Origin of the sequence: Meiothermus ruber DSM 1279 (genome assembly GCF_000024425.1) — a bacterium.
GTDB classification, from domain to species: domain Bacteria; phylum Deinococcota; class Deinococci; order Deinococcales; family Thermaceae; genus Meiothermus; species Meiothermus ruber.
On the sequence record NC_013946.1, the window covers coordinates 1,895,111 to 1,913,255 of the forward strand.

General features: G+C 64.1%; 17 protein-coding genes. 6 read left to right on the forward strand and 11 right to left on the reverse strand.

Annotation, left to right across the window (positions count from 1 at the left end; translation table 11 throughout):
* Positions 1-406 precede the first annotated feature (406 nt).
* A complete protein-coding gene (locus MRUB_RS09325) occupies positions 407-1,228 on the reverse strand; it encodes an endo alpha-1,4 polygalactosaminidase (RefSeq protein WP_152024890.1) in 822 nt (273 codons plus the stop codon).
* A 153-nt stretch (positions 1,229-1,381) separates the two neighbouring features.
* On the opposite strand from MRUB_RS09325, the gene MRUB_RS09330 reads away from it, so the two are divergent.
* The gene (locus tag MRUB_RS09330; RefSeq protein WP_013014097.1) at positions 1,382-3,772 is read left to right on the forward strand and encodes a COG1470 family protein; all 2,391 of its coding nucleotides are present in this window, start codon (positions 1,382-1,384) and stop codon (positions 3,770-3,772) included.
* A gap of 2 nt (positions 3,773-3,774) precedes the next feature.
* Here the strand turns inward: MRUB_RS09330 and MRUB_RS09335 are convergent, their stop codons facing one another.
* The 9 genes from MRUB_RS09335 to leuC form a co-directional block, all read right to left on the reverse strand.
* Positions 3,775-5,364 (reverse strand): sensor histidine kinase, encoded by a 1,590-nt coding sequence (locus tag MRUB_RS09335; RefSeq protein WP_013014098.1) that lies wholly within the window; start codon positions 5,362-5,364, stop codon positions 3,775-3,777.
* Positions 5,365-5,412: 48 nt separating this feature from the next.
* Complete coding sequence (locus MRUB_RS09340) at positions 5,413-6,186, reverse strand: RNA methyltransferase (RefSeq protein WP_013014099.1); 774 nt, start codon at positions 6,184-6,186, stop codon at positions 5,413-5,415.
* 65 nt (positions 6,187-6,251) lie between these two features.
* Complete coding sequence (gene ilvD, locus MRUB_RS09345; protein ID WP_013014100.1) at positions 6,252-7,916, reverse strand: dihydroxy-acid dehydratase; 1,665 nt, start codon at positions 7,914-7,916, stop codon at positions 6,252-6,254.
* 42 nt (positions 7,917-7,958) lie between these two features.
* The gene (locus tag MRUB_RS09350; protein WP_013014101.1) at positions 7,959-8,708 is read right to left on the reverse strand and encodes an SDR family NAD(P)-dependent oxidoreductase; all 750 of its coding nucleotides are present in this window, start codon (positions 8,706-8,708) and stop codon (positions 7,959-7,961) included.
* A gap of 90 nt (positions 8,709-8,798) precedes the next feature.
* Positions 8,799-9,851, reverse strand: a complete 1,053-nt coding sequence (leuB, locus tag MRUB_RS09355) for a 3-isopropylmalate dehydrogenase (protein WP_013014102.1) — start codon at positions 9,849-9,851, stop codon at positions 8,799-8,801.
* A 13-nt stretch (positions 9,852-9,864) separates the two neighbouring features.
* Complete coding sequence (gene leuD, locus MRUB_RS09360; protein WP_013014103.1) at positions 9,865-10,470, reverse strand: 3-isopropylmalate dehydratase small subunit; 606 nt, start codon at positions 10,468-10,470, stop codon at positions 9,865-9,867.
* Complete coding sequence (locus tag MRUB_RS09365; protein WP_013014104.1) at positions 10,471-10,683, reverse strand: hypothetical protein; 213 nt, start codon at positions 10,681-10,683, stop codon at positions 10,471-10,473. It abuts the gene before it with no gap.
* Positions 10,684-10,698: 15 nt separating this feature from the next.
* Positions 10,699-11,265 (reverse strand): Uma2 family endonuclease, encoded by a 567-nt coding sequence (locus MRUB_RS09370; protein WP_013014105.1) that lies wholly within the window; start codon positions 11,263-11,265, stop codon positions 10,699-10,701.
* 50 nt (positions 11,266-11,315) lie between these two features.
* Positions 11,316-12,740: a 3-isopropylmalate dehydratase large subunit gene (gene leuC / locus MRUB_RS09375; protein WP_013014106.1), complete on the reverse strand. Its 1,425-nt coding sequence runs from the start codon at positions 12,738-12,740 to the stop codon at positions 11,316-11,318.
* Between the two features lie 208 nt (positions 12,741-12,948).
* On the opposite strand from leuC, the gene MRUB_RS09380 reads away from it, so the two are divergent.
* The 5 genes from MRUB_RS09380 (at position 12,949) to MRUB_RS09400 (ending at position 17,392) form a co-directional block, all read left to right on the forward strand.
* Complete coding sequence (locus MRUB_RS09380; RefSeq protein WP_013014107.1) at positions 12,949-13,752, forward strand: phosphotransferase family protein; 804 nt, start codon at positions 12,949-12,951, stop codon at positions 13,750-13,752.
* A 105-nt stretch (positions 13,753-13,857) separates the two neighbouring features.
* Entirely contained in the window at positions 13,858-15,180 is a 1,323-nt protein-coding gene (gene miaB, locus MRUB_RS09385) for a tRNA (N6-isopentenyl adenosine(37)-C2)-methylthiotransferase MiaB (protein ID WP_013014108.1), read from the forward strand.
* A complete protein-coding gene (locus tag MRUB_RS09390) occupies positions 15,177-16,067 on the forward strand; it encodes an FAD-dependent oxidoreductase (RefSeq protein WP_013014109.1) in 891 nt (296 codons plus the stop codon). The genes miaB and MRUB_RS09390 overlap by 4 nt, the downstream gene beginning before the upstream one ends.
* Positions 16,068-16,080: 13 nt before the next feature.
* Positions 16,081-16,875: a thymidylate synthase gene (locus MRUB_RS09395; protein WP_013014110.1), complete on the forward strand. Its 795-nt coding sequence runs from the start codon at positions 16,081-16,083 to the stop codon at positions 16,873-16,875.
* A 1-nt stretch (position 16,876) separates the two neighbouring features.
* Positions 16,877-17,392 carry a dihydrofolate reductase gene (locus tag MRUB_RS09400; RefSeq protein WP_013014111.1) on the forward strand — a complete coding sequence of 172 codons (516 nt, stop codon included), beginning with the start codon at positions 16,877-16,879 and terminating at the stop codon, positions 17,390-17,392.
* Here MRUB_RS09400 and MRUB_RS09405 read toward each other — a convergent pair.
* Complete coding sequence (locus tag MRUB_RS09405) at positions 17,334-18,134, reverse strand: GPP34 family phosphoprotein (protein WP_235438203.1); 801 nt, start codon at positions 18,132-18,134, stop codon at positions 17,334-17,336. The two genes, MRUB_RS09400 and MRUB_RS09405, sit on opposite strands and share 59 nt — an antisense overlap.
* Positions 18,135-18,145: the final 11 nt, after the last annotated feature.

An 18,145-nucleotide genomic window follows, 5' to 3' on the forward strand; every position in this document is an offset into this window, starting at 1 on the left:
GGCTGCATCCGGATAGCAACAGTACAAGCAGAGCTAAAAGAGGCGCAATCTGTGTCCTATTCATCCGCTAGTGAACCCTTAATCTAAAATGAGATGGACTTAAACCCCTGAGGCCGCCTTACCAAGTCTAAGGGTAGAAGAAGATGGTCAAACGCAGTAGTAGATTCCTTGAGTTACCGCACGTTACATTAATGCACCTTTTCACTTAGAACTCAATAACATTTCATGGGCCTAAAAAACCCCACATACTTTTCAAAGATAGGCTTTTGGCCCTGTCAAAGCCGTGCCCAATAGTTCAGACCCGCCCTTACGCTCCCGCTCATGGCATGTGCAAAACGCACTCGAGCCCCCAGGGCTCGGTGAGATTTTTGCGTCTAGGGCTTTTTATCCTGACTTAACGGGGGAGTTACCTGCACTCCTCTACCCAGCCATCCAGTTCACGCCGCTTCAAGATGGAGAAAATGCCCAGGCTAACGCTGCTAGCACAAAACTGAGAGGCGCTCTTGATGCGGGTGTCGGTGTATTCGATGTTCAGCACCGGCTTGCCAGCCTGCACCATGGGCCGGGTCTGGTTGCACCAACCCTGGGCAAAACATTCCTCGGTGACCAGAAAATCGAAGTCGTTGATGAGCTGTGGGAGCAGCTCGGTGGTGTTTTTGAGTCCGATAGCCAGGCCGCGCTGGTGGGCTTCGCCAGCTAACCAACGGTTGAAGCGAAGCTGATCCTGGGCCGTAAGGGGAAAACCGGTGTTGTTCTGGTAGCCGTTCACGTTGTCAGGGTCTACACCCACAAAGCCCTTTTGCTTACAGAGATCGAGCCGGGCCCGCAGAATGGGGGCCAGCTTGTCAATCTGTCGGATATCCAGCCAGCGCTCCCCAGGCCAGCCGTCGTAGTTGCGGCCCAGCACCTCAGGTGGAAACAGGTTCCTGTCAGGCCGCCAGTTTTCCCAGGAACCCGCACTCAGGTAGCAGACAGCCTTTACCCCACGCGCCGCCAGCTCCTGTACCACACTGGCCGGGGTATCGAACAGATCGAGGTTGTAGGCCGTTACTTGACGGTTTTTATCGAGCGTACCGGTGTATTGGATGTGCCAGGTGGTATCCACCCCAGGCTTCCACCATCCACCCGGGGCGGGGCTGGATGGTGGGGTGGGATTTGGAGCGGTGAACTCAAGAGTGCCGCCACAGGCCGTCATCGCAACGGCCAGCACCCATAGATAGCGGAGCATATGCAGTAGCATTACAAACCCACCGCATCAGATGCTCATGGGGAGTGGATTGAACCCCCTTGAGCAACTTCTCATATCCTACCCCACCACGTAACGCCCCGTTGCTTGACAGCTTTTTCAGGAATGCTAGCCTCAAAAGCATAAAGGTGGATTATGCGCTTATTGCTGGGGTTGTTTAGATTTTGGCTTCACCTGTCCACTCTACTTTTACTGGCACTGGCAGGCTGCACCCGCCCTGCGCTGGAACCCGCCCTACAGATCAACTTTTCCCCAGACCGCCTGCGCCTTGTGCCGGGCGGGGCCGGAGAGGTCAACATTACCCTTGTGCGCCAGAATCTGCCTGGAGTGGTAGCACTGGATCTGCCTGACCCTTTACCAGAAGGCGTAACCGCCTCTTTTACCCCTTCCAGCACAACCGGCGACACCGCCACCCTACGGGTTCAGACCTCGAGCAGTGCAGCCGTGGGCAGCTTTAACTTGCGGGTAAGGGCTGCCCAGGGATCCATAAGCGCCACCAACGACCTACCCTTGCAGATAGAACCCAGCCAGCAACCCGACTTGCAGTTATTCCTGGACAACCCCACCCCCTCCATCCGCCAGGGGCAGCATGCAGATCTTTTAGTTGACGTGCGGCGCATCAACCTCGAGGGCGTGGTGGTACTGACCCTCGAGCAGCAGGACGGCCGCCCCCTGCCGCCCGGCCTGAGCGCGACCTTCAGCCCCGGCCAGCCCAGCACCACCGTCTCGATTCTGCGGCTTGCAGCGGCCCCCACCGCTACCACAGGCCCCTACCCCCTGCGCATCAAGGCCACCTGGGGCAGCCTCGAGCGCACCCTGGACTTCACCCTCACAGTCCTGGAAGCCCTGCCAGAGCCCGACTTCCAGCTCAACCTGACCCAGAATCTCAGCCTTCAGCGGGGCGGAACCAGCAGCGAGACCATCACAATTACTCGTGTCAATTTGTCCGGCCCCATCGCCCTGAGCCTCGAGCGCTTCGACGGCACCCCGCTACCCCCTGGCATCAGCGCAACCTTTGCACCAGCAGAACCAGAGGGCCCCCATTCCACCCTTACCATCTCCGCTGCCCCCGACCTGCCCCTGGGAGACTATGTGCTACGGGTGCGGGGCGTGCAAGGCACGCTCGAGCGCACCGCTCTGGTACTGCTAAATGTGTTTGATCAGGCCGGGCTTACCGCTACCGGAGCCGTCTGGGTTGCCGCCCAGGACGATAGTGGAGCCTGGCAGGTAGTACAACCCACCGCCGGCAGCTACCGCCTGCGCGTCAGCAACGCCGCAGAACGCTATGGCTGGGCGGTGGTGTGCAGCAAAACCGAGGCCGGCCTCACCACCCATCAGGTGAGCGTCTATCAGCTCACCCTAAGCGAGGTGCGCACGCTGAGCCTGTCCTGCCCCCCGGCTGCCAGCAGCGGCGCCTTCTCAGACCTCAGTGGACAGCTCACCAACCTGGATGGCCGTCATGCCCAGGTGGCCTTTGGCACGGCCAGCGACTTTGTGGATCCGGCCCGAACAGCCGACTTCCCCCCCACCCCAGCCTACCCCGGTTACCTGCTGCAAGGCGTGCGGCAGGGCACCGCCGATCTGATGGCCGTGCGCTACCTACCACCCACCCCACCAGGAACCTACTTCCAGGCCGACCGGGCCCTGTTCCAGCGCAGCTACACCCTGAGCGGTCGGCAGAGCCTCGACCTGGATATGCAAGGTTCTGCCTCCTTCGCGCTCGAGGGCACCTACACCGCCACCCTGACCAACCCCAACCCCGCCGCCCAGGGCCTGAGCTACCTGGCCTACCTGACCCCCACCACCCAGACCCTTTACCTGGCGGACAGCCAGCAACAGGCCGCCGATCTATCCTACGGCGCCATCCCCACCAGCCGGCGGCTGGCCAACGAGTTCTATGTTTTCTATGCCCGCGAGACCACCTTCAGCAACCTGAGCCTGCGTTCCCGGCAGGCGCTGCGGGGCTTTGCCAACCCCCAGAACCTGAGCGCCAGCTTCCTGAGCCTGCCGGAAGCCCATCTGAACCTGCAAAACAACCGCTTCCAGACCACCTGGAGCCCGTATTCGTGGTCGGGCAGCGGCAGCCAACTGTTCAGCCTGAAGCTCGAGCAGTTGGCGGTGGCCCCCAGCACCAACCTGGTGTGGCACCTCCACCTTTCGCGCCGCTGGGTGGGTGGTACCACCAGCTACCCCATTCCCAACCTCGCCCAGAGCTGTGCGGCCGCCCAATCCCCTTGTGTTCCGGCTCCTTCCAACACCGCCACCAACGGCTGGCAGAGTGACTGGAGTTTGCGCGATAACCTCGAGCTTGACTGGTCGTTTAGCGCGGTGCAGGTGAGCCTTCCCCTAACCGACTGGCTGCCCCTGGCCCCGAGCCCCTTCCCACCCACCAGCCTCAACCTGGAGGGCTTCAGCTTTGATGCTGCCAGCGCTGGGGGCCTTTACAACGCCAGCAGGCTCTCGGCGCAGCACCAGGTAAAAGCCAGGGAGCCGCGCTTACTGCCCTTCTGGCTTGCACCCCGCTGAGGTCAGAAGGGCAGCTCGGCCCGCACGGTGGTGCCCTGGTTTTCTACCGATACCACCTCAAAACGCCCCCCCCGGGCCTCCACCCGTTCGCGCATCTGGGTCAGGCCAAACCCACCCAGGCCGTTCGCTGAGGTGCCAGCTTTGAACCCCCGCCCGTTGTCGCTGATCTCCAGCACGCCGCCCCGTTCGCCCAGCGGGGTGAGCTTGACCTGCACCAAACCGGGCCGGGCGTGCTTGGCCGCGTTGGTGAGGGCTTCCTGCAGCACCCGGAAAAAAACCAGCTCGGAAGCCTGGGAGAGTTCGATTTTTTCGGGCAGGCTGAGGCGCACCCGGAAACCTGCCTGCTCGGCAAAGGCGGTGGCGTAGCGCCGCACCGATTCCAGAAAGCCGTAGCGCTCGAGGTCGATGGGCCGCAGGGCAAAAATGCTGCGGCGCACCTCGCGAATCTGGGCGCGCAAGGTCTCTTTGACCTGGTGCAACTCCTCCAGAGCCCGTTCAGGGTCGGTTTGTAGCAGGCGCTCGGAGAGGTCGAGCTTGAGGGCCATGAAGGCCAGGGCCTGGGCGATGCCATCGTGGATTTCGCGGGCGATGCGGTTGCGCTCCTCGGTGAGGGCCAGCTCCTCGGCCCGCAGATAAGCCTGGGCATTGCGCACCGCCAGGGTAACCTGCGCGGCCAGGAAGCGTAAGAAGGGCAGGCGCTGGCGCAGGTTTTCGGCCTCGCCCTGCACCAGCAACAGCCCGATGGCCGACTGCTCGCGCAGGGGTACGGCCAGCAGGTTCTCGCGCACAAACACCGGCGATTCCAGGGCCTCCTTCCAGCGGTGATCGGGCATGAAGGCGTGGGGGGGTAGCTCGAGGTTGCGCAACACCTGGGGTTGCAAAAAGTTTTCCTCGTCCAGCAAAAGCACCCCGCCCCCGGTGGCCCCCGCCCAGGCCAGGATGCGATCCATTAGGCGCTCGAGCAACCGGCCCAGGTTGGCCTCGGCCCGCAGAGCCTGGTCTACCTCGTAAAGGGTGAGCAGATCGCGGCTGCGGGCTCGCGCCGACTCCAGCGCCCCAGCCACCTCAGCCGCCAACACCTCCAGAAAGGCCCGCTCCTCGTTTGAGAGGGGGCGGGGCGGGGCCACCTCGAGCTTCCCTTCCAGGCCCGGTAACGGCAAGGTGTAGAGCGCGTCCGAGCCCGGCTCAAAACCGGGTGAGGTGGCCCGCACCCCCTCGAGGGTCAGGGCGGCCCCCATACCCAGCGCTTTGGCTACCTCCTGCACCACCGCGGCCAGGGCCTGCTCGAGGTTGTCGGCAGCCGAGGCCCGCTTAAGCATCTTGCCCACGGCCTCCAACCGCTGGTTGGCTACTTCCAGCGCGCGCTGGGCCCGCTCGCGGTCTTGCACCTGCTGGGCGATCCACTCCAGGGTCATCCAGGTGACCAGGGGCCCCACCAGGCCGTAAAAGCCCAGGCGCAGCCAGAAGGCCACCGGCTGCCCCTGGTAGGGCTCGAGGGAAATCTCAAACAGCACCACCACCAGCACAATCGCCAGCGGCAGAACCAGCCGGTACAGCCGGATCAGGCGGTATAGGCTGGGAACAGGCTCCACGCCAAACGATTATAGAGCGGCTTCAAGGGGCGGATGGCCCTATTCGCCCTATTCCTGTGGGTCGGTCTTGCGCCTGCCGTGCTGGGCATACCAGCGGCTTTGGTGCAGGAAACCCCGCAAAAGCTGCACCTCGCCGGGGGTCAGACGGGCCTTGTGCAAGAGCCGCCTAAAGCGCCGAACGGCATAAGGCAACCGTTTTTCGTCGGTGAAGCCGATGCGTAGGATGTACTCCTTCAGATCGTCAAAAAGTTGCTGCAAGGCCGCCTGGCTGGCAAGCTGAAGCGGTTCGGGTGGAGGGGGGGCCTGGGCGACCCCGAAAATTTCGTAGCACAGGAGCAGCACCGCCTGGGCCAGGTTCAGGCTGGGCTGCCTAGGCGAGGTGGGGATGCGCACAATAAGCTGGGACAGGTCAATTTCATCGGTGGTCAGGCCCGAGGTCTCGCGCCCAAACACCACCGCCACCCGGCCCCGTGGGGCCACCTGGGCAACCCGCAGGGCCATCGGCCGGGGCCCCACCACCGGCCCGGTGTAAATCTCCCGCTCGCGCACCGTGGTGCCCACCACCAGCCGGGCATCGGCCACGGCCTCGGGCAGGGTGTCCACCACCCTCATCCTGTCCAGCACGTCCTCAGCGTGCACCGCCAGGCGGTAGGCCAGCGAACCCCCAGGGTGCCGGGCCAAGTCCTCGCGCACCCGCGGCTCGGGCGCCACCAGCCACAGATCTGAAATGCCAAAGTTCTGCATGGCGCGGGCTGCAGCCCCGATGTTCATAGGTTCCTGGCTGCCTACCAGCACGATGCGGATGTTCTCGAGCCAATCCATCGGCTATAGCCTAAGGGCTTGGGCCGGATGCGTCGAGGCATGAATAGACTGGGTGCCCATCCCAATTACTCGGGCTTCAATAAGACCGCCCCCTCCCGTGCACTGCTCACCAGCGCTGCGTAGCGCGCAAACAGCCCGCTTTTGTAGTGGGGCTTGGGGGGCTTCCAGGCTTTGGCCCGCCGGGCCAGCTCCTTTTCCGAGACCTCCAGGTTCAGGATACCCCGGTCGCAGTCAATCGAGATGATGTCGCCCTCCTCGACCAGCGCGATGGGCCCGCCCACCTGGGCCTCAGGGGCCACATGCCCGATCATCAGGCCCTTGGTGCCACCGCTGAAACGCCCATCGGTCACCAGGGCCACATACGGCCCCAGTCCCTCGCCCACCAGGGCCGAGGTCACCGAGAGCATCTCGGGCATCCCGGGGGCCCCCTTGGGGCCTTCGTAGCGGATCACCACCACATCACCGGGCTTGATCTGTTTTTTGAGGACGGCCTTCATGGCGCTCTGTTCGCCGTCGAAAACCCGGGCCGGCCCCCGGTGTACCTTGGTCTCGGTGCCGGCCAGCTTGAGCACCGCGCCGTCCGGGGCCAGCGAACCCTTGAGCACCCGCAGGCCCCCTTCGGGTTTGAAGGGTTTTTTGACGCTGGTAACCACCTGCTGGCCCTTGGTCTCTCTGGCGTTTTTAACCTCCTGCCAGAGGGTTTTCCCGCTCACGGTCATCTGGTCGCCGTCAATCAGGCCGCCTTCAATCAGGCGGCGAATCACCAGCGGGATGCCCCCAGCCTCCCAGAGCTCCCAGGCGGTGTACTGACCCCAGGGGCGCATATCGGCAATCACCGGGGTTTTACGCGAGATTTTATCGAACTCCTCGAGCGTCAGTTTAATCCCGGCCTCCCTGGCGATGGCCAGCAGGTGCAGCACCGCATTGGTCGAGCCGCCGGTGGCCGCCACCGCGGTAATCGCATTGGTGAAGCTCTTTTTGGTCAGGAAGCTCTTGGGGGTGCGGCCCGCCTGGATGGCCTCGGCCAGGATGCGCATGGCCCGCCGCCCGGCCTCTTTTTTCTCGGGGGCGACGGCCGGGATGGCGTTGTAGCCGATGGGCGAGAAGCCCATCACCTCGAGGATCATGGCCATGGTGTTGGCGGTGTACTGCCCGCCGCAAGCACCGGGGCCGGGAATGGCGGTGCGCTCGATCTCGGCCAGCTCTTCCTCGGTAATCTGGCCGGCCGCGTACTGCCCCACCGCCTCAAAGACCGAGACCACGGTCTGCTTTTTGCCGCGCAGGAGGCCGGGGGCAATGGAGCCGCCGTACAGCACCAGGCTGGGCACGTTGGCCCGGATCACCCCCATCATGGCCCCAGGGTTGGTCTTGTCGCAGGCCACCAGGGCCACCATGCCGTCGTAGAGGTAGCCCTGGGCAATCAGTTCAATCGAGTCGGCGATCACCTCGCGGCTCACCAGCGAGGCCCGCATACCCACCGTGCCCATGCTGATGCCGTCGGAGATGGCCGGGGCCCCAAACTCAAAGGTCTGGAAGCCAGCCTCCCTGGCCCCAATCTTCAGGTCGGCGGCCAGGTCGCGCAGGTGAAAGTTGCAGGGCATCCCCTCGGTCCAGGTGTTCACGATGCCCACCCAGGGAATCTTGAACTCTTCGTCGCCGATGCCCACCGCGCGCAGCATAGCCCGGGCGGGGGCTTGTTGAGGGCCTTTTTTGATGATGTCCGAACGCATAGAAAAACCTCGCCAGCAGCCGGTGATGAAAGGGTTTATTTGTTATGAGCCGTCTGCAACCGTTGCTATCTTACCGTGGAAACGCCGGGGATCGCCCTCGAGGAGGCGCACCAGGGCCCTGGCCGACTGCTCGGGGGTGAGCACCCGACCCTGGCTCTGGTAGCCCCGGAACAGGGGCCGCAGGGTCTCACTGGCGCTCCCCTGGGCCTCCCGTAGCTGGCGCTGCATCTCAGTCTCCACGATGCCCGGTCGGAAGGTGAAGCAGGTAACCTCGGGGGCCTCCACCGCAAGCTGCCGCACCAGGTGCTCTTCTGCCGCCTTGGCGATGGCATAGATGCCCATGCCAGGGATGTTGTGCTCGGCCACCCCCGAGCCCAGAAACACCGCCACGCTGCCCGGCTGGCGGATCAGATGGGGGTAGGCAAAGCGGGCTAGCTGGTAGCCGCCCTTAACGTTGGAGTCCATGATCTCGTCGTACTGGGCCTCGATCAGTTCGTAGGCCAGCGGGCCAGCGTTGAGCACACCGGCGTTGTGGATAAAGCCCACAAAGTTTCCGATCTCGAGCGCGGCCTTGACCATCGCCTCGGCCACCGCGGCGCTGGCTACGCTACCGGCCACCACCAAGCAGCGCACGCCCAGGCCCTGCACCTCGTCGCGCACGAACTCGAGGGCCTTCTGGTTGCGGGCCCCGATCACCAGGTGGGCCCCGGCGCGGGCCAGTTCCAGGGCCAGGGCCTCGCCAATGCCCCGACTGGCCCCGGTGACGATGAAGGTCTGTCCTTTCAGTTTCATGCTCTTTGTATACGACCTATTGTTGCAAAAGGCCAGGGGGTATCCGACCGGTTCACCCGGCCACGGTAGAGGGGTTGCCCAGGTTGGCAGTCAGGCGGCCACTCTGTGCAAGGCCGCAATCACCTGCTGGGTAAAGGACTGGGTGCTGGCCTGGCCGCCCAGATCGGGGGTGGGGTTGGTGGTCAGGGCCGCGGCCACCGCCCCCTCGATCTGCCGGGCCACCTCGGGCCGGTTCAGCGCATGGGTGAGCAGCATGGCCGCCGAAAGGATGGCCGCGGTGGGGTTGGCGATGCCCTTGCCGGCAATATCGGGCGCGGAACCATGCACGGGCTCGAACAGGGGGGTTTTTTCGCCCAGGCTGGCCGAGGGCAGGAGGCCCAGGGAGCCGGGCAGCACGCTGGCCAGGTCGGACAAAATGTCGCCAAAAATGTTGCCGGTCACCACCACGTCAAACCGGCTGGGCCGGGTGACCAGGTGCATGGCCATGGCGTCCACGTACTGGTGCTCGAGGGCCACCTCGGGGTAGTGCTGGTGCACCTCGTCCACGGTCTTACGCCAGAACTCGCCAACCTCGAGCACGTTGGCTTTGTCCACGCTGCACACCTGGTTGCGCCGCTTGCGGGCCGCCTCGAAGGCCACCCGGGCGATGCGCTCCACCTCGGGCTTGCTGTAGCGCTCGGTGTTCCAGCCCTCGGCCTCGCTCATGCCGCGCGGCTCGCCGAAGTAGATGCCGCCGGTCAGCTCACGGATGACCAGCACATCCACCCCTCGAGCGATCTCGGGCTTGAGGGGCGAGAGGCCTTCCAGCCCCGGCAGCACCTTGGCCGGGCGCAGGTTGGCATACAGACCGTGGGCCTTGCGCAAAGCCAGCAGGCCAGTCTCGGCCCGCAGGTGGCGGGGCACGCCATCCCACTTGGGCCCGCCGATGGCCCCCAGCAGGATGGCGTCGGCCTCCAGACAGCCCTTCTGGGTGATCTCGGGGAAGGGCTCGCCGTGGGCGTCTATGGCGTTGCCGCCAAAGGGAAAAGCCTCGAACTCGAGGTTCAGACCATACACCTGATCGGCGGCTTTGAGCACCTCCACCGCCGCATAGGTTACTTCGGGGCCAATGCCGTCACCGGGAAGCAGTGCGATTTTGGGCATGGGGTTCCTTTCTCTACTGGCGGGTGGCCTTGGGCAGCCGGGCCGCGGCCTGCTCGATCAGCTCGCCCGCTTCCAGTAAGTCGGCAATGGGATCCCAGCGGCCTTCCACCAGGGCTTTTTGCGCGGTGGCGGGCAGGTTTACCTTAAAAGCGGTGTCTGCGTAGCGTACCTCGAGCCTTTCCACATCCACCGTCACCAGCAGGCTGGGGTCTTGCTCAATGGCCTGGGCCAGCCGCTCGATATCGGCCTTGGAAGCGGTCACGCAGGGCATGGAGAGGGCGGTGGCGTTGCCAAAGAAAATCTCGGCAAAACTCTCCCCCACCAGCGCCCGGAAACCGGCGCGGTAGATGGCCTGGGGCGAGTGCTCGCGGCTGCTGCCACAGCCGAAATTGGCCCCTACCAGCATAATGCTGGCCCCTTTGAAGCGGGGATCGTTCAGGGGGTGCGGCTTTTCAGAGCCGTCGGGGTTGAAGCGCTCGTCGTAGAAAAGGGCCTCGCCCAGCCCGTCAAAGGTGACCACCTTCAGGTAGCGCGCCGGCGTGATGCGGTCGGTATCAATGTCGTTGCCGGGAACGTGCACAGCCCGGCCCTGCACCTGCTTGATTGGTTCTAAAGCCATTTACTTACCCTCCTTGTCTCTAAAAAAGCCCATAATGCTCCAAATCCCGACGATGGCCGCCGCAGCGCAAAGGGCAAAGCCCACCCCAAACACTATCCAACTGAAAAGCGGGTTGGTCTCCAGGTTGCCCAGCCACAGCCCCAGGGTGGCCAGCGAGAGCAGCACCGAGGCCGCTACCAGCGTCACCCCGCGGATCAGATTCTTGGTCGCCAAAGCTCAACCTCACCATCAAAACCAGGTCTTTCCCAGAATTTCATCCACCTCGAGTTCGACACCCTCGAGCCCCACGAGCCGGATAACATCCCCGCGCCCGTAGGCTTGTATGTGCGTATAAACCCCTCCCTGGGGGTGGCGGTACACCCAGACGCGGTCGCCGCCAAGATCCACCACCCAAACCTCCGGTACGCCGTGCTGGGCATACTTGGGCACTTTGACTTCCTGATCGGTCTTGAGGGTAGACTCGGCCACCTCGATTAGCAACAACACATCGCCTACGTTGAAATGGCGGCCCTCGTAGAAGTCCGGCGATGGTCGCAGCAGGAAAACGTCCGGCACCGGCTCATCGCCCCCCACCACCAACGGCTGCTGGCTCTCGAGCTGGGCCACCCCAGCCGTACGTGGGCCCAGAACCCGCATCAGCCTGCTTACGCAGTCCTTGTGGCGAATGCCCACCAGGCTCATCTCAACGATCTCCCCATTCAAAAGCTCGTAACGCCCGTCTTGCAACAGCCCCGCCTCACCCAGCCGGTGGTATTCCTGCAGGCTCCACTTTTTGGTACTGCGGTCGGTGGTCATACACAACAGCCTAGCACCGAACAAACAGCGGCGCGCCAAGCCCGCTCGAGCTAGGCCCCTACCAGGGCCTCAACCCCAAACACTTCCCGCGCGTCGCTGATCCGGCCGGTCACCGCCGCCGCCACCACCATCACCGGCGACATCAACACGGTGCGGCCCGTGGCGCTGCCCTGGCGGCCCTTGAAGTTGCGGTTGGAGCTGCTGGCGCACAGCTCGTCCCCCACCAGCTTGTCGGGGTTCATAGCCAGGCACATCGAGCAGCCCGCCCCGCGCCACTCGAATCCGGCCTGGCGGAAGATCTCGGCGATGCCCTCCTCCTCGCACTGCTTAGCCACCTGCTGCGAGCCCGGTACTGCAATGGCCCGCACCCCCGGGGCCACCTTGCGGCCTTTGAGGTACTTAGCAGCCTCGCGGAAGTCGGAGATGCGCCCGTTGGTGCAGCTTCCCAAAAAGGCCACATCTACCTTAACGCCCTTGATGGGCTGGCCGGGCTTCAGCTTCATGTGCTTGAGGGCCTCTTCCAGCGCGGGCCGCTCGGCCTCGGGGTAGAGGGCCGGGTCGGGCACCCGGTCGGTGATGGCGCAGCCCTGGCCGGGGTTGATACCCCAGGTCACGGTGGGGGCGATGTCCTCGGCCCGGATGTTCACCACGTCGTCGTAGTGGGCGTCGGGGTCGGAGGCCAGGGCCTTCCAGCGGGCCACGGCTTTTTCCCACTCCTCGCCCTTGGGGGCGTAGGGGCGGCCCTTGAGGTAGTCGAAGGTGGTCTGGTCGGGGTTGACGTAGCCGATGCGGGCCCCGCCCTCGATGCTCATGTTGCAGACGGTCATGCGCTCTTCCATGCTGAAGTTGTCGAAGACGCTGCCGCCGTACTCGTAGGCGTAGCCGATGCCGCCGTTGACCCCCAGCACCTTGATAATGTGCAGGATGACGTCTTTGGCATAGACCCCCGGCTGCAACCTACCCTCTACGTTGATGCGGCGCACCTTGAGCTTGCTGACGGCCATGGTCTGGGTGGCCAGCACATCGCGCACCTGGGTGGTGCCAATCCCGAAGGCGATGGCCCCGAACGCCCCGTGGGTCGAGGTGTGGGAGTCGCCGCAGGCGATGGTCATGCCGGGCTGGGTGATGCCATTCTCGGGGCCAATCACGTGCACGATGCCCTGAAGCCCCGAGGTCACGTCGAAAAAGGTAATCCCGAAGTCCTGCACGTTCTTGCGCAGTTGCCGGATCATCTCGTCGGCCTGGGGGTCTTCGAAGGGCTCGAGCAGGGAGTGGGTGGGGACGATGTGATCCACGGTGGCGAAGGTGCGATCAGGAAAGCGCACCTTGAGGCCCAGGTCGCGCAGCATGCCGAAGGCCTGGGGGCTGGTGACCTCGTGGATCAGGTGGGTATCGATGAACAACTGGGTCTGCCCGTTGGGCAGGGTTCGGATGGCGTGGCTCTCCCAGACTTTCTCGTACAAACTTTTGCCCATGGAAGTTCACTCCTTTGACAACCTCAAAAGCCCCAGCGGCTACAGGCCCTGGGGTCACGTGCAAAGCAGCTAGACCCCTCGAGCGGGGCTTAGTAGGGGCTGCTTCACCCATGTCGGCATCAGGTAGAGTATAAAGTTTGGTATACCAAAGCGTCAAGCCATCTGGTTTTTTTGAGTACGCCATCGCCAGCCGGTATGCTGTGAATGTATGTCGCTCGCACGGCTGGGACAGGGGCGCGAGGCCGAGGTGTTTGCCTGGGCCGACGGCTATGTGCTTAAGCTGTTCTGGCCGGAGTTCTCCCGGGCCGACGCTGAGCTCGAGGCCCAGCTCACCCAGCAGGTCTGGCTGCTGGGGGTGCCTTCACCCAGGGTGGAGGACGTGCTCGAGGTCGAGGGGCGCTGGGGGCTGGTGCTCGAATGGATCCAGGGTGTGTCGCTTACCGACTACATCCAGTCCAACCCCGAGCGTTTGCGTTTCGCCGCCCAGACACTGGGGGCCCTGCACCGCCAGCTCCATCAGAAAGCCGCCGGACACCTACCCTCCCAGCGAGAACACCTTATCCAGCGCATCCAGGCCTGCCGGCTTCCGGAAAACCTGCGGGCTGTTTTGTTGCAACACATGGAGCGCCTACCCGATGGAACCGCCCTGTGTCACGGCGATTTTCACCCCGAGAATGTGCTGGTAAGCGCAAAGGGCCCGTTTGTGGTGGACTGGCCCAATGCCACGCGGGGCAACCCCCTGGCCGACATTGCCCGTACCACCCTGCTGATCTTGCACAGCGAGTTTCCGCAAGACCTGCCCGCGCGCGAGGAAATTTTGCGCCAGCGCCAGATGTTTTACCAAACCTACCTCGAGCACTACCAGACCTTCTCGGGCCTGGATATGGCCCAGCTCCAGGCCTGGATGCCCATCGTGGCTGCGGCCCGCCTGCGGGAGAATATCCCCGGTGAGGAACCCAGGTTGATGCAGCTCATCCAGGAAGGTTTGCAGGCATACGGCACCTCGGCCTGAACCCGACCACAACTGCCAACCGGCTATCTCGTAGACACCCCCCCATTTTGCTACACTTAGTATCCGCGCGGCCCCGGAATCCCTCCGGTAGGCCCAGGGGTTTACATGAAAACAAACATCATCACCTATGGCTGCCAGATGAACGAGTACGACACCCACCTCGTGCGAAGCGAGCTGGTGTCGCTCGGTGCAGAGTTCGTGGATCACTGGCGGGAAGCCGACTTCGTGCTGGTCAACACCTGCGCGGTGCGGGGCAAGCCCGTGGAGAAGGTGCGCTCGCTTTTGGGCGAGCTGCGCAAGGAAAAGGAAAAGCGCCCCCTCCTGGTGGGCATGATGGGCTGCCTGGCCCAGCTCGAGGAGGGCCAGCAGATGGCCCGTAAGTTCGAGGTGGATGTGCTCCTGGGGCCGGGGGCGCTCACCGAGATTGGCAAGGCCCTCGAGGCCAAAAGCCGCTTCTGGGATCTGAGCTTCCGCGAAGAGCTCACCCACCACCTGCCCCCCGCCCCCCAGGGGGCCCTATCGGCCTTTGTGAGCATCATCCGGGGCTGCAACCACCACTGCACCTACTGCATCGTGCCCACCACCCGTGGCCCCGAGGTAAGCCGCCACCCCGACCTGATCCTGCGCGAGGTGGAGCAGCTCAAGGCCGCGGGGGTGCTCGAGGTCACCCTGCTGGGCCAGAACGTCAACTCCTACGGCAAAGACCAGCCGGGCTTCCCCAGCTTCGCCGAGCTGCTGCGCCTGGTCGCCCAGGTGGGGATTCCCCGCATCAAGTTCACCACCAGCCACCCGGTCAACTTCACCGACGACGTGATCGCCGCCATGGCCGAGACCCCCCAGATCTGCCGCTACATCCACCTGCCGGTGCAGTCCGGCTCCAACCGGGTGCTGCGCCGCATGGGGCGGGAGTACCGGCGGGAATGGTACCTGGATCGCATCCGGGCCATCCGCGAGGCCATGCCGGACGTGGTGCTCTCCACCGACATCATCGTGGGCTTCCCCGGCGAGACCGAGGAAGATTTCCAGGCCACCCTCTCGCTCTACGACGAGGTGCGCTACGACAGCGCCTACATGTTCATCTACTCCCCGCGCCCCGGCACCCCCAGCTACAAGCACTTCCAGGATCTGCCGCGCGAAGTTAAGGTCGAACGGCTCCAGCGCCTGATTGAGAAGCAAAAAGAGTGGAGCTACCGGCAAAACCAGCGCTGGGTAGGCCAGACCGTCGAGGTGCTGGTGCGCGGTGCCGCCAAGGACGACAGCTTCGTGGAGGGCCACACCCGCGGCAACCACCCCACCCTGCTGCCCGCGGCCCAGGCCCCCCGCCCCGGCCTGTACCAGGCGGTCATCCAGCAGGCCACCCCCCACATGCTTCTGGGCGAGGTGGTGGGGGCGCAGGAGCCGGCCACGATTCCGCTGATGATGGCGTGAAAACCCAGGCTGAAATCGTGGTACTCGGGGCCGGCATCGCCGGGTTGTGTGCGGCCCGGGTGCTGCACGAGGCTGGCAAGGAGGTGCTGGTGTTGGCCCGCGAACTCGGCGAGGCCAGCCGGGTGCCGGACGCCCTGCTGAATCCGGTGCGGGGCAAGCGCGGGACGGTGGCACCCGAGGCCGAGGAGGCCCTGGAAGCCCTGTGGGATTTCTATCCCCGGTTTGGGGCAGTGCGACAGGGCATCCTGCGGCCCGTGCCCCAAAGCGATAAGCCGGTCTGGCAGCAAAAGCTACAGGGCCGCCGGATTCCACACCTGTGGCTCGAGGAAGGTTTGTACCTGGAAAACGCGGGGTGGCTGGAGACCACCCCCCTGCTGCACCGCCTGGCCGAGGGGCTGAATATCCAGTACGCCAGCGTGGAACGACTTGAATCGGGTGTAGCGTGGCTCGAGGGCGGACGCAGGATATCGGGCAAGGTGCTGGTCTACGCCGGCGGGGCCAGTGGCGCACACCTGGTGGGACTGGGCGGGCGCTTCACCCCCGGCTCGGTGCTGCGAACCCAGCAACACTTCCAGCAGGCCCGCTCGTACGGGGTGTATGTGGCCGGGCATAGCCTGGGGGGGAGCTACCTGCCCCACCAGGACAGGTATGCCCCCCACCAGACCCAGCCGCACGAGGTGGAGTGGCTGCTGGCCGAAGCGCAAAAGCTGCTGGGCTACCGGCCCGCGTTCAGTGCGTCCTGGGCCGGGGTGCGCTACCGGCTGGACAGCCACTACCTCAAGGAGATTCCGGGCGGCTTCGCCCTCACCGGCTTTGGCTCGGCGGCGTATTTTTATGCACCTCTGTATGCCTGGCGCCTTCTCAAACGTCTCACCGGCCAATCCTGATAGACTATGCGCCATGCAGCAGTACCACGACCTGATGCGCCATGTGCTCGAGCACGGGGTAGATAAGTCCGACCGCACCGGCGTGGGCACCCGCTCGGTTTTTGGCTATCAGATGCGCTTCGACCTGCGCCAGGGTTTTCCGCTGGTAACCACCAAAAAAGTCCACTGGAAAAGCGTGGTCTACGAGCTTTTGTGGTTCTTGCGGGGCGAGACCAACATCGGCTTTTTACGGGAAAACGGGGTCACCATCTGGGATGAGTGGGCCGACGAGGCGGGCGAGCTGGGGCCGGTGTACGGCAAGCAGTGGCGGAGCTGGGCCGGCCCGGACGGCCAGACCATCGACCAACTGGCCTGGGTGTTGGAAGAGATTCGGCGCAACCCCGACTCCCGCCGCTTGGTGGTGAGCGCCTGGAACGTGGCCGACCTGCCCCAGATGGCCCTGGCCCCCTGCCACATCCTGTTCCAGTTCTATGTGGCCCAGGGGCGGCTTTCCTGCCAGCTTTATCAGCGCAGCGCCGACATCTTTCTGGGGGTGCCCTTCAACATCGCCTCCTACGCCCTGCTGACGCACATGGTAGCCCAGGTCACAGGCCTGGAGCCGGGCGAGTTGATCCACACCCTGGGCGATGCGCATCTGTATCGGAACCACTTCGAGCAGGCCCGCTTGCAGCTTTCCCGCGAGCCCCGGCCCCTGCCCACGCTGCGCCTCAACCCCGCTGTGAAGGATTTGTTTGCCTTCACCTACGACGACATCGAGCTGCTAAACTATAATCCCCATCCCCGCATCCCCGCCCCGGTGGCGGTCTAGTATGGCCCGGAAGATTGCTTTTGTGGTGGCGATGGATCAGAACCGCGCCATTGGCCGGGCTGGGACGCTACCCTGGCACCTGCCCGACGACCTCAAGCGGTTCCGCGCGCTGACCCTGGGCAAGACCGTGCTGATGGGCCGCAAGACTTTTGAGAGCATCGGGCGGCCCCTCCCCAAACGCCGCAACGTGGTGCTCACCCGCGACCCGGCCTTTGCCGCCGAGGGCGTGGAGGTGGTGCACACCCTCGAGGACGCCCTGAAGCTGGACGACGAGCTGATGGTGATTGGGGGGGGTGAGATTTATACCCTGTTCCTGCCCCTGGTCACCCACCTGCACCTGACCCTGGTCGAGACGGTCGTCCCCGATGCCGACGCCTTTTTCCCCCCGTGGAACCCGACCGGGTGGCGCGAGACCTACCGGGAGCACCACCCCGCCGACGAACGCCACCCCTGGGCCTTCACCTACCTCGACCTGGAGCGCACCCGCCCGCAAGAGGCATCCCAGGGTGAAGGGTAATCTGGTAATGGGATATTGGGTTACTCACCGCCCCCGCCGTCGCCCCCCCATCCCCAGCATCGAGGGCCACACCGACCTGCTGAAAGGCGCGCTCGAGGTCGTGGTGATCGGACTCATCCACCACAAAAATGGGTACATACCCATCCGAGCTGTTGCCGCCCATGAGGGTTCTGAGCTGCTGTAGCTGCGACTCGATCCCCGGAAGCAGCAAAAGGCCGGCCCCCAGGCCCCCCAGCAAGGCGACCGCCTCGGCTTTGCCGTCGGCGAGCGACGGAACCAGCCGGCGGGCTTCAAGCAAGCCTTGCTTCAAGCGGCTCTTCAAGTCCGCCCCATCTGGGGTGAGTCGGTGGTTGGTATAGGGAAACAGGCCTAGAAATTTGCCAGATTCCTTATGAAGAAGCCCCCGCTCTACCAGGCTGGGTAGGACGGTTTTAGCCTTAAAGCCGCCATAGCCCAGACCATACTCTCTTTGCAGGTGCTGCAAGACCCGGTTGATCTCGAGCCCTTGCCGGCTGGCGCTGCGAAGATGGGCCCACAAACTTTGCAAGACCGGGTTTTGCGGCTGGTTGTCCAAGTCGAGGACAAAATGCGATTCACCGCCAGGAGTAGCGTTGTCCACCCGCAGCAGCCCCCTGGCAATCAGCTCCTTGAGCGCGACCTTCAGCACTTCGTCGGCTGCTACCTCGGGCTCGAGCAGCACCAGAATTTCAGGCGCACTCAGGTCTTGGGCTTGCACTTGCACGCCTTTATGGT

Bases quoted from the DNA above. Each gene is read 5' to 3' on its own strand.
- MRUB_RS09325 (WP_152024890.1), bottom strand. From the start codon at position 1,228: ATGCTCCGCTATCTATGGGTGCTGGCCGTTGCGATGACGGCCTGTGGC.
- MRUB_RS09330 (WP_013014097.1), top strand. From the start codon at position 1,382: ATGCGCTTATTGCTGGGGTTGTTTAGATTTTGGCTTCACCTGTCCACT.
- MRUB_RS09340 (WP_013014099.1), bottom strand. From the start codon at position 6,186: ATGGATTGGCTCGAGAACATCCGCATCGTGCTGGTAGGCAGCCAGGAA.
- ilvD (WP_013014100.1), bottom strand. From the start codon at position 7,916: ATGCGTTCGGACATCATCAAAAAAGGCCCTCAACAAGCCCCCGCCCGG.
- MRUB_RS09350 (WP_013014101.1), bottom strand. From the start codon at position 8,708: ATGAAACTGAAAGGACAGACCTTCATCGTCACCGGGGCCAGTCGGGGC.
- leuB (WP_013014102.1), bottom strand. From the start codon at position 9,851: ATGCCCAAAATCGCACTGCTTCCCGGTGACGGCATTGGCCCCGAAGTA.
- leuD (WP_013014103.1), bottom strand. From the start codon at position 10,470: ATGGCTTTAGAACCAATCAAGCAGGTGCAGGGCCGGGCTGTGCACGTT.
- MRUB_RS09370 (WP_013014105.1), bottom strand. From the start codon at position 11,265: ATGACCACCGACCGCAGTACCAAAAAGTGGAGCCTGCAGGAATACCAC.
- leuC (WP_013014106.1), bottom strand. From the start codon at position 12,740: ATGGGCAAAAGTTTGTACGAGAAAGTCTGGGAGAGCCACGCCATCCGA.
- MRUB_RS09380 (WP_013014107.1), top strand. From the start codon at position 12,949: ATGTCGCTCGCACGGCTGGGACAGGGGCGCGAGGCCGAGGTGTTTGCC.
- miaB (WP_013014108.1), top strand. From the start codon at position 13,858: ATGAAAACAAACATCATCACCTATGGCTGCCAGATGAACGAGTACGAC.
- MRUB_RS09395 (WP_013014110.1), top strand. From the start codon at position 16,081: ATGCAGCAGTACCACGACCTGATGCGCCATGTGCTCGAGCACGGGGTA.
- MRUB_RS09400 (WP_013014111.1), top strand. From the start codon at position 16,877: ATGGCCCGGAAGATTGCTTTTGTGGTGGCGATGGATCAGAACCGCGCC.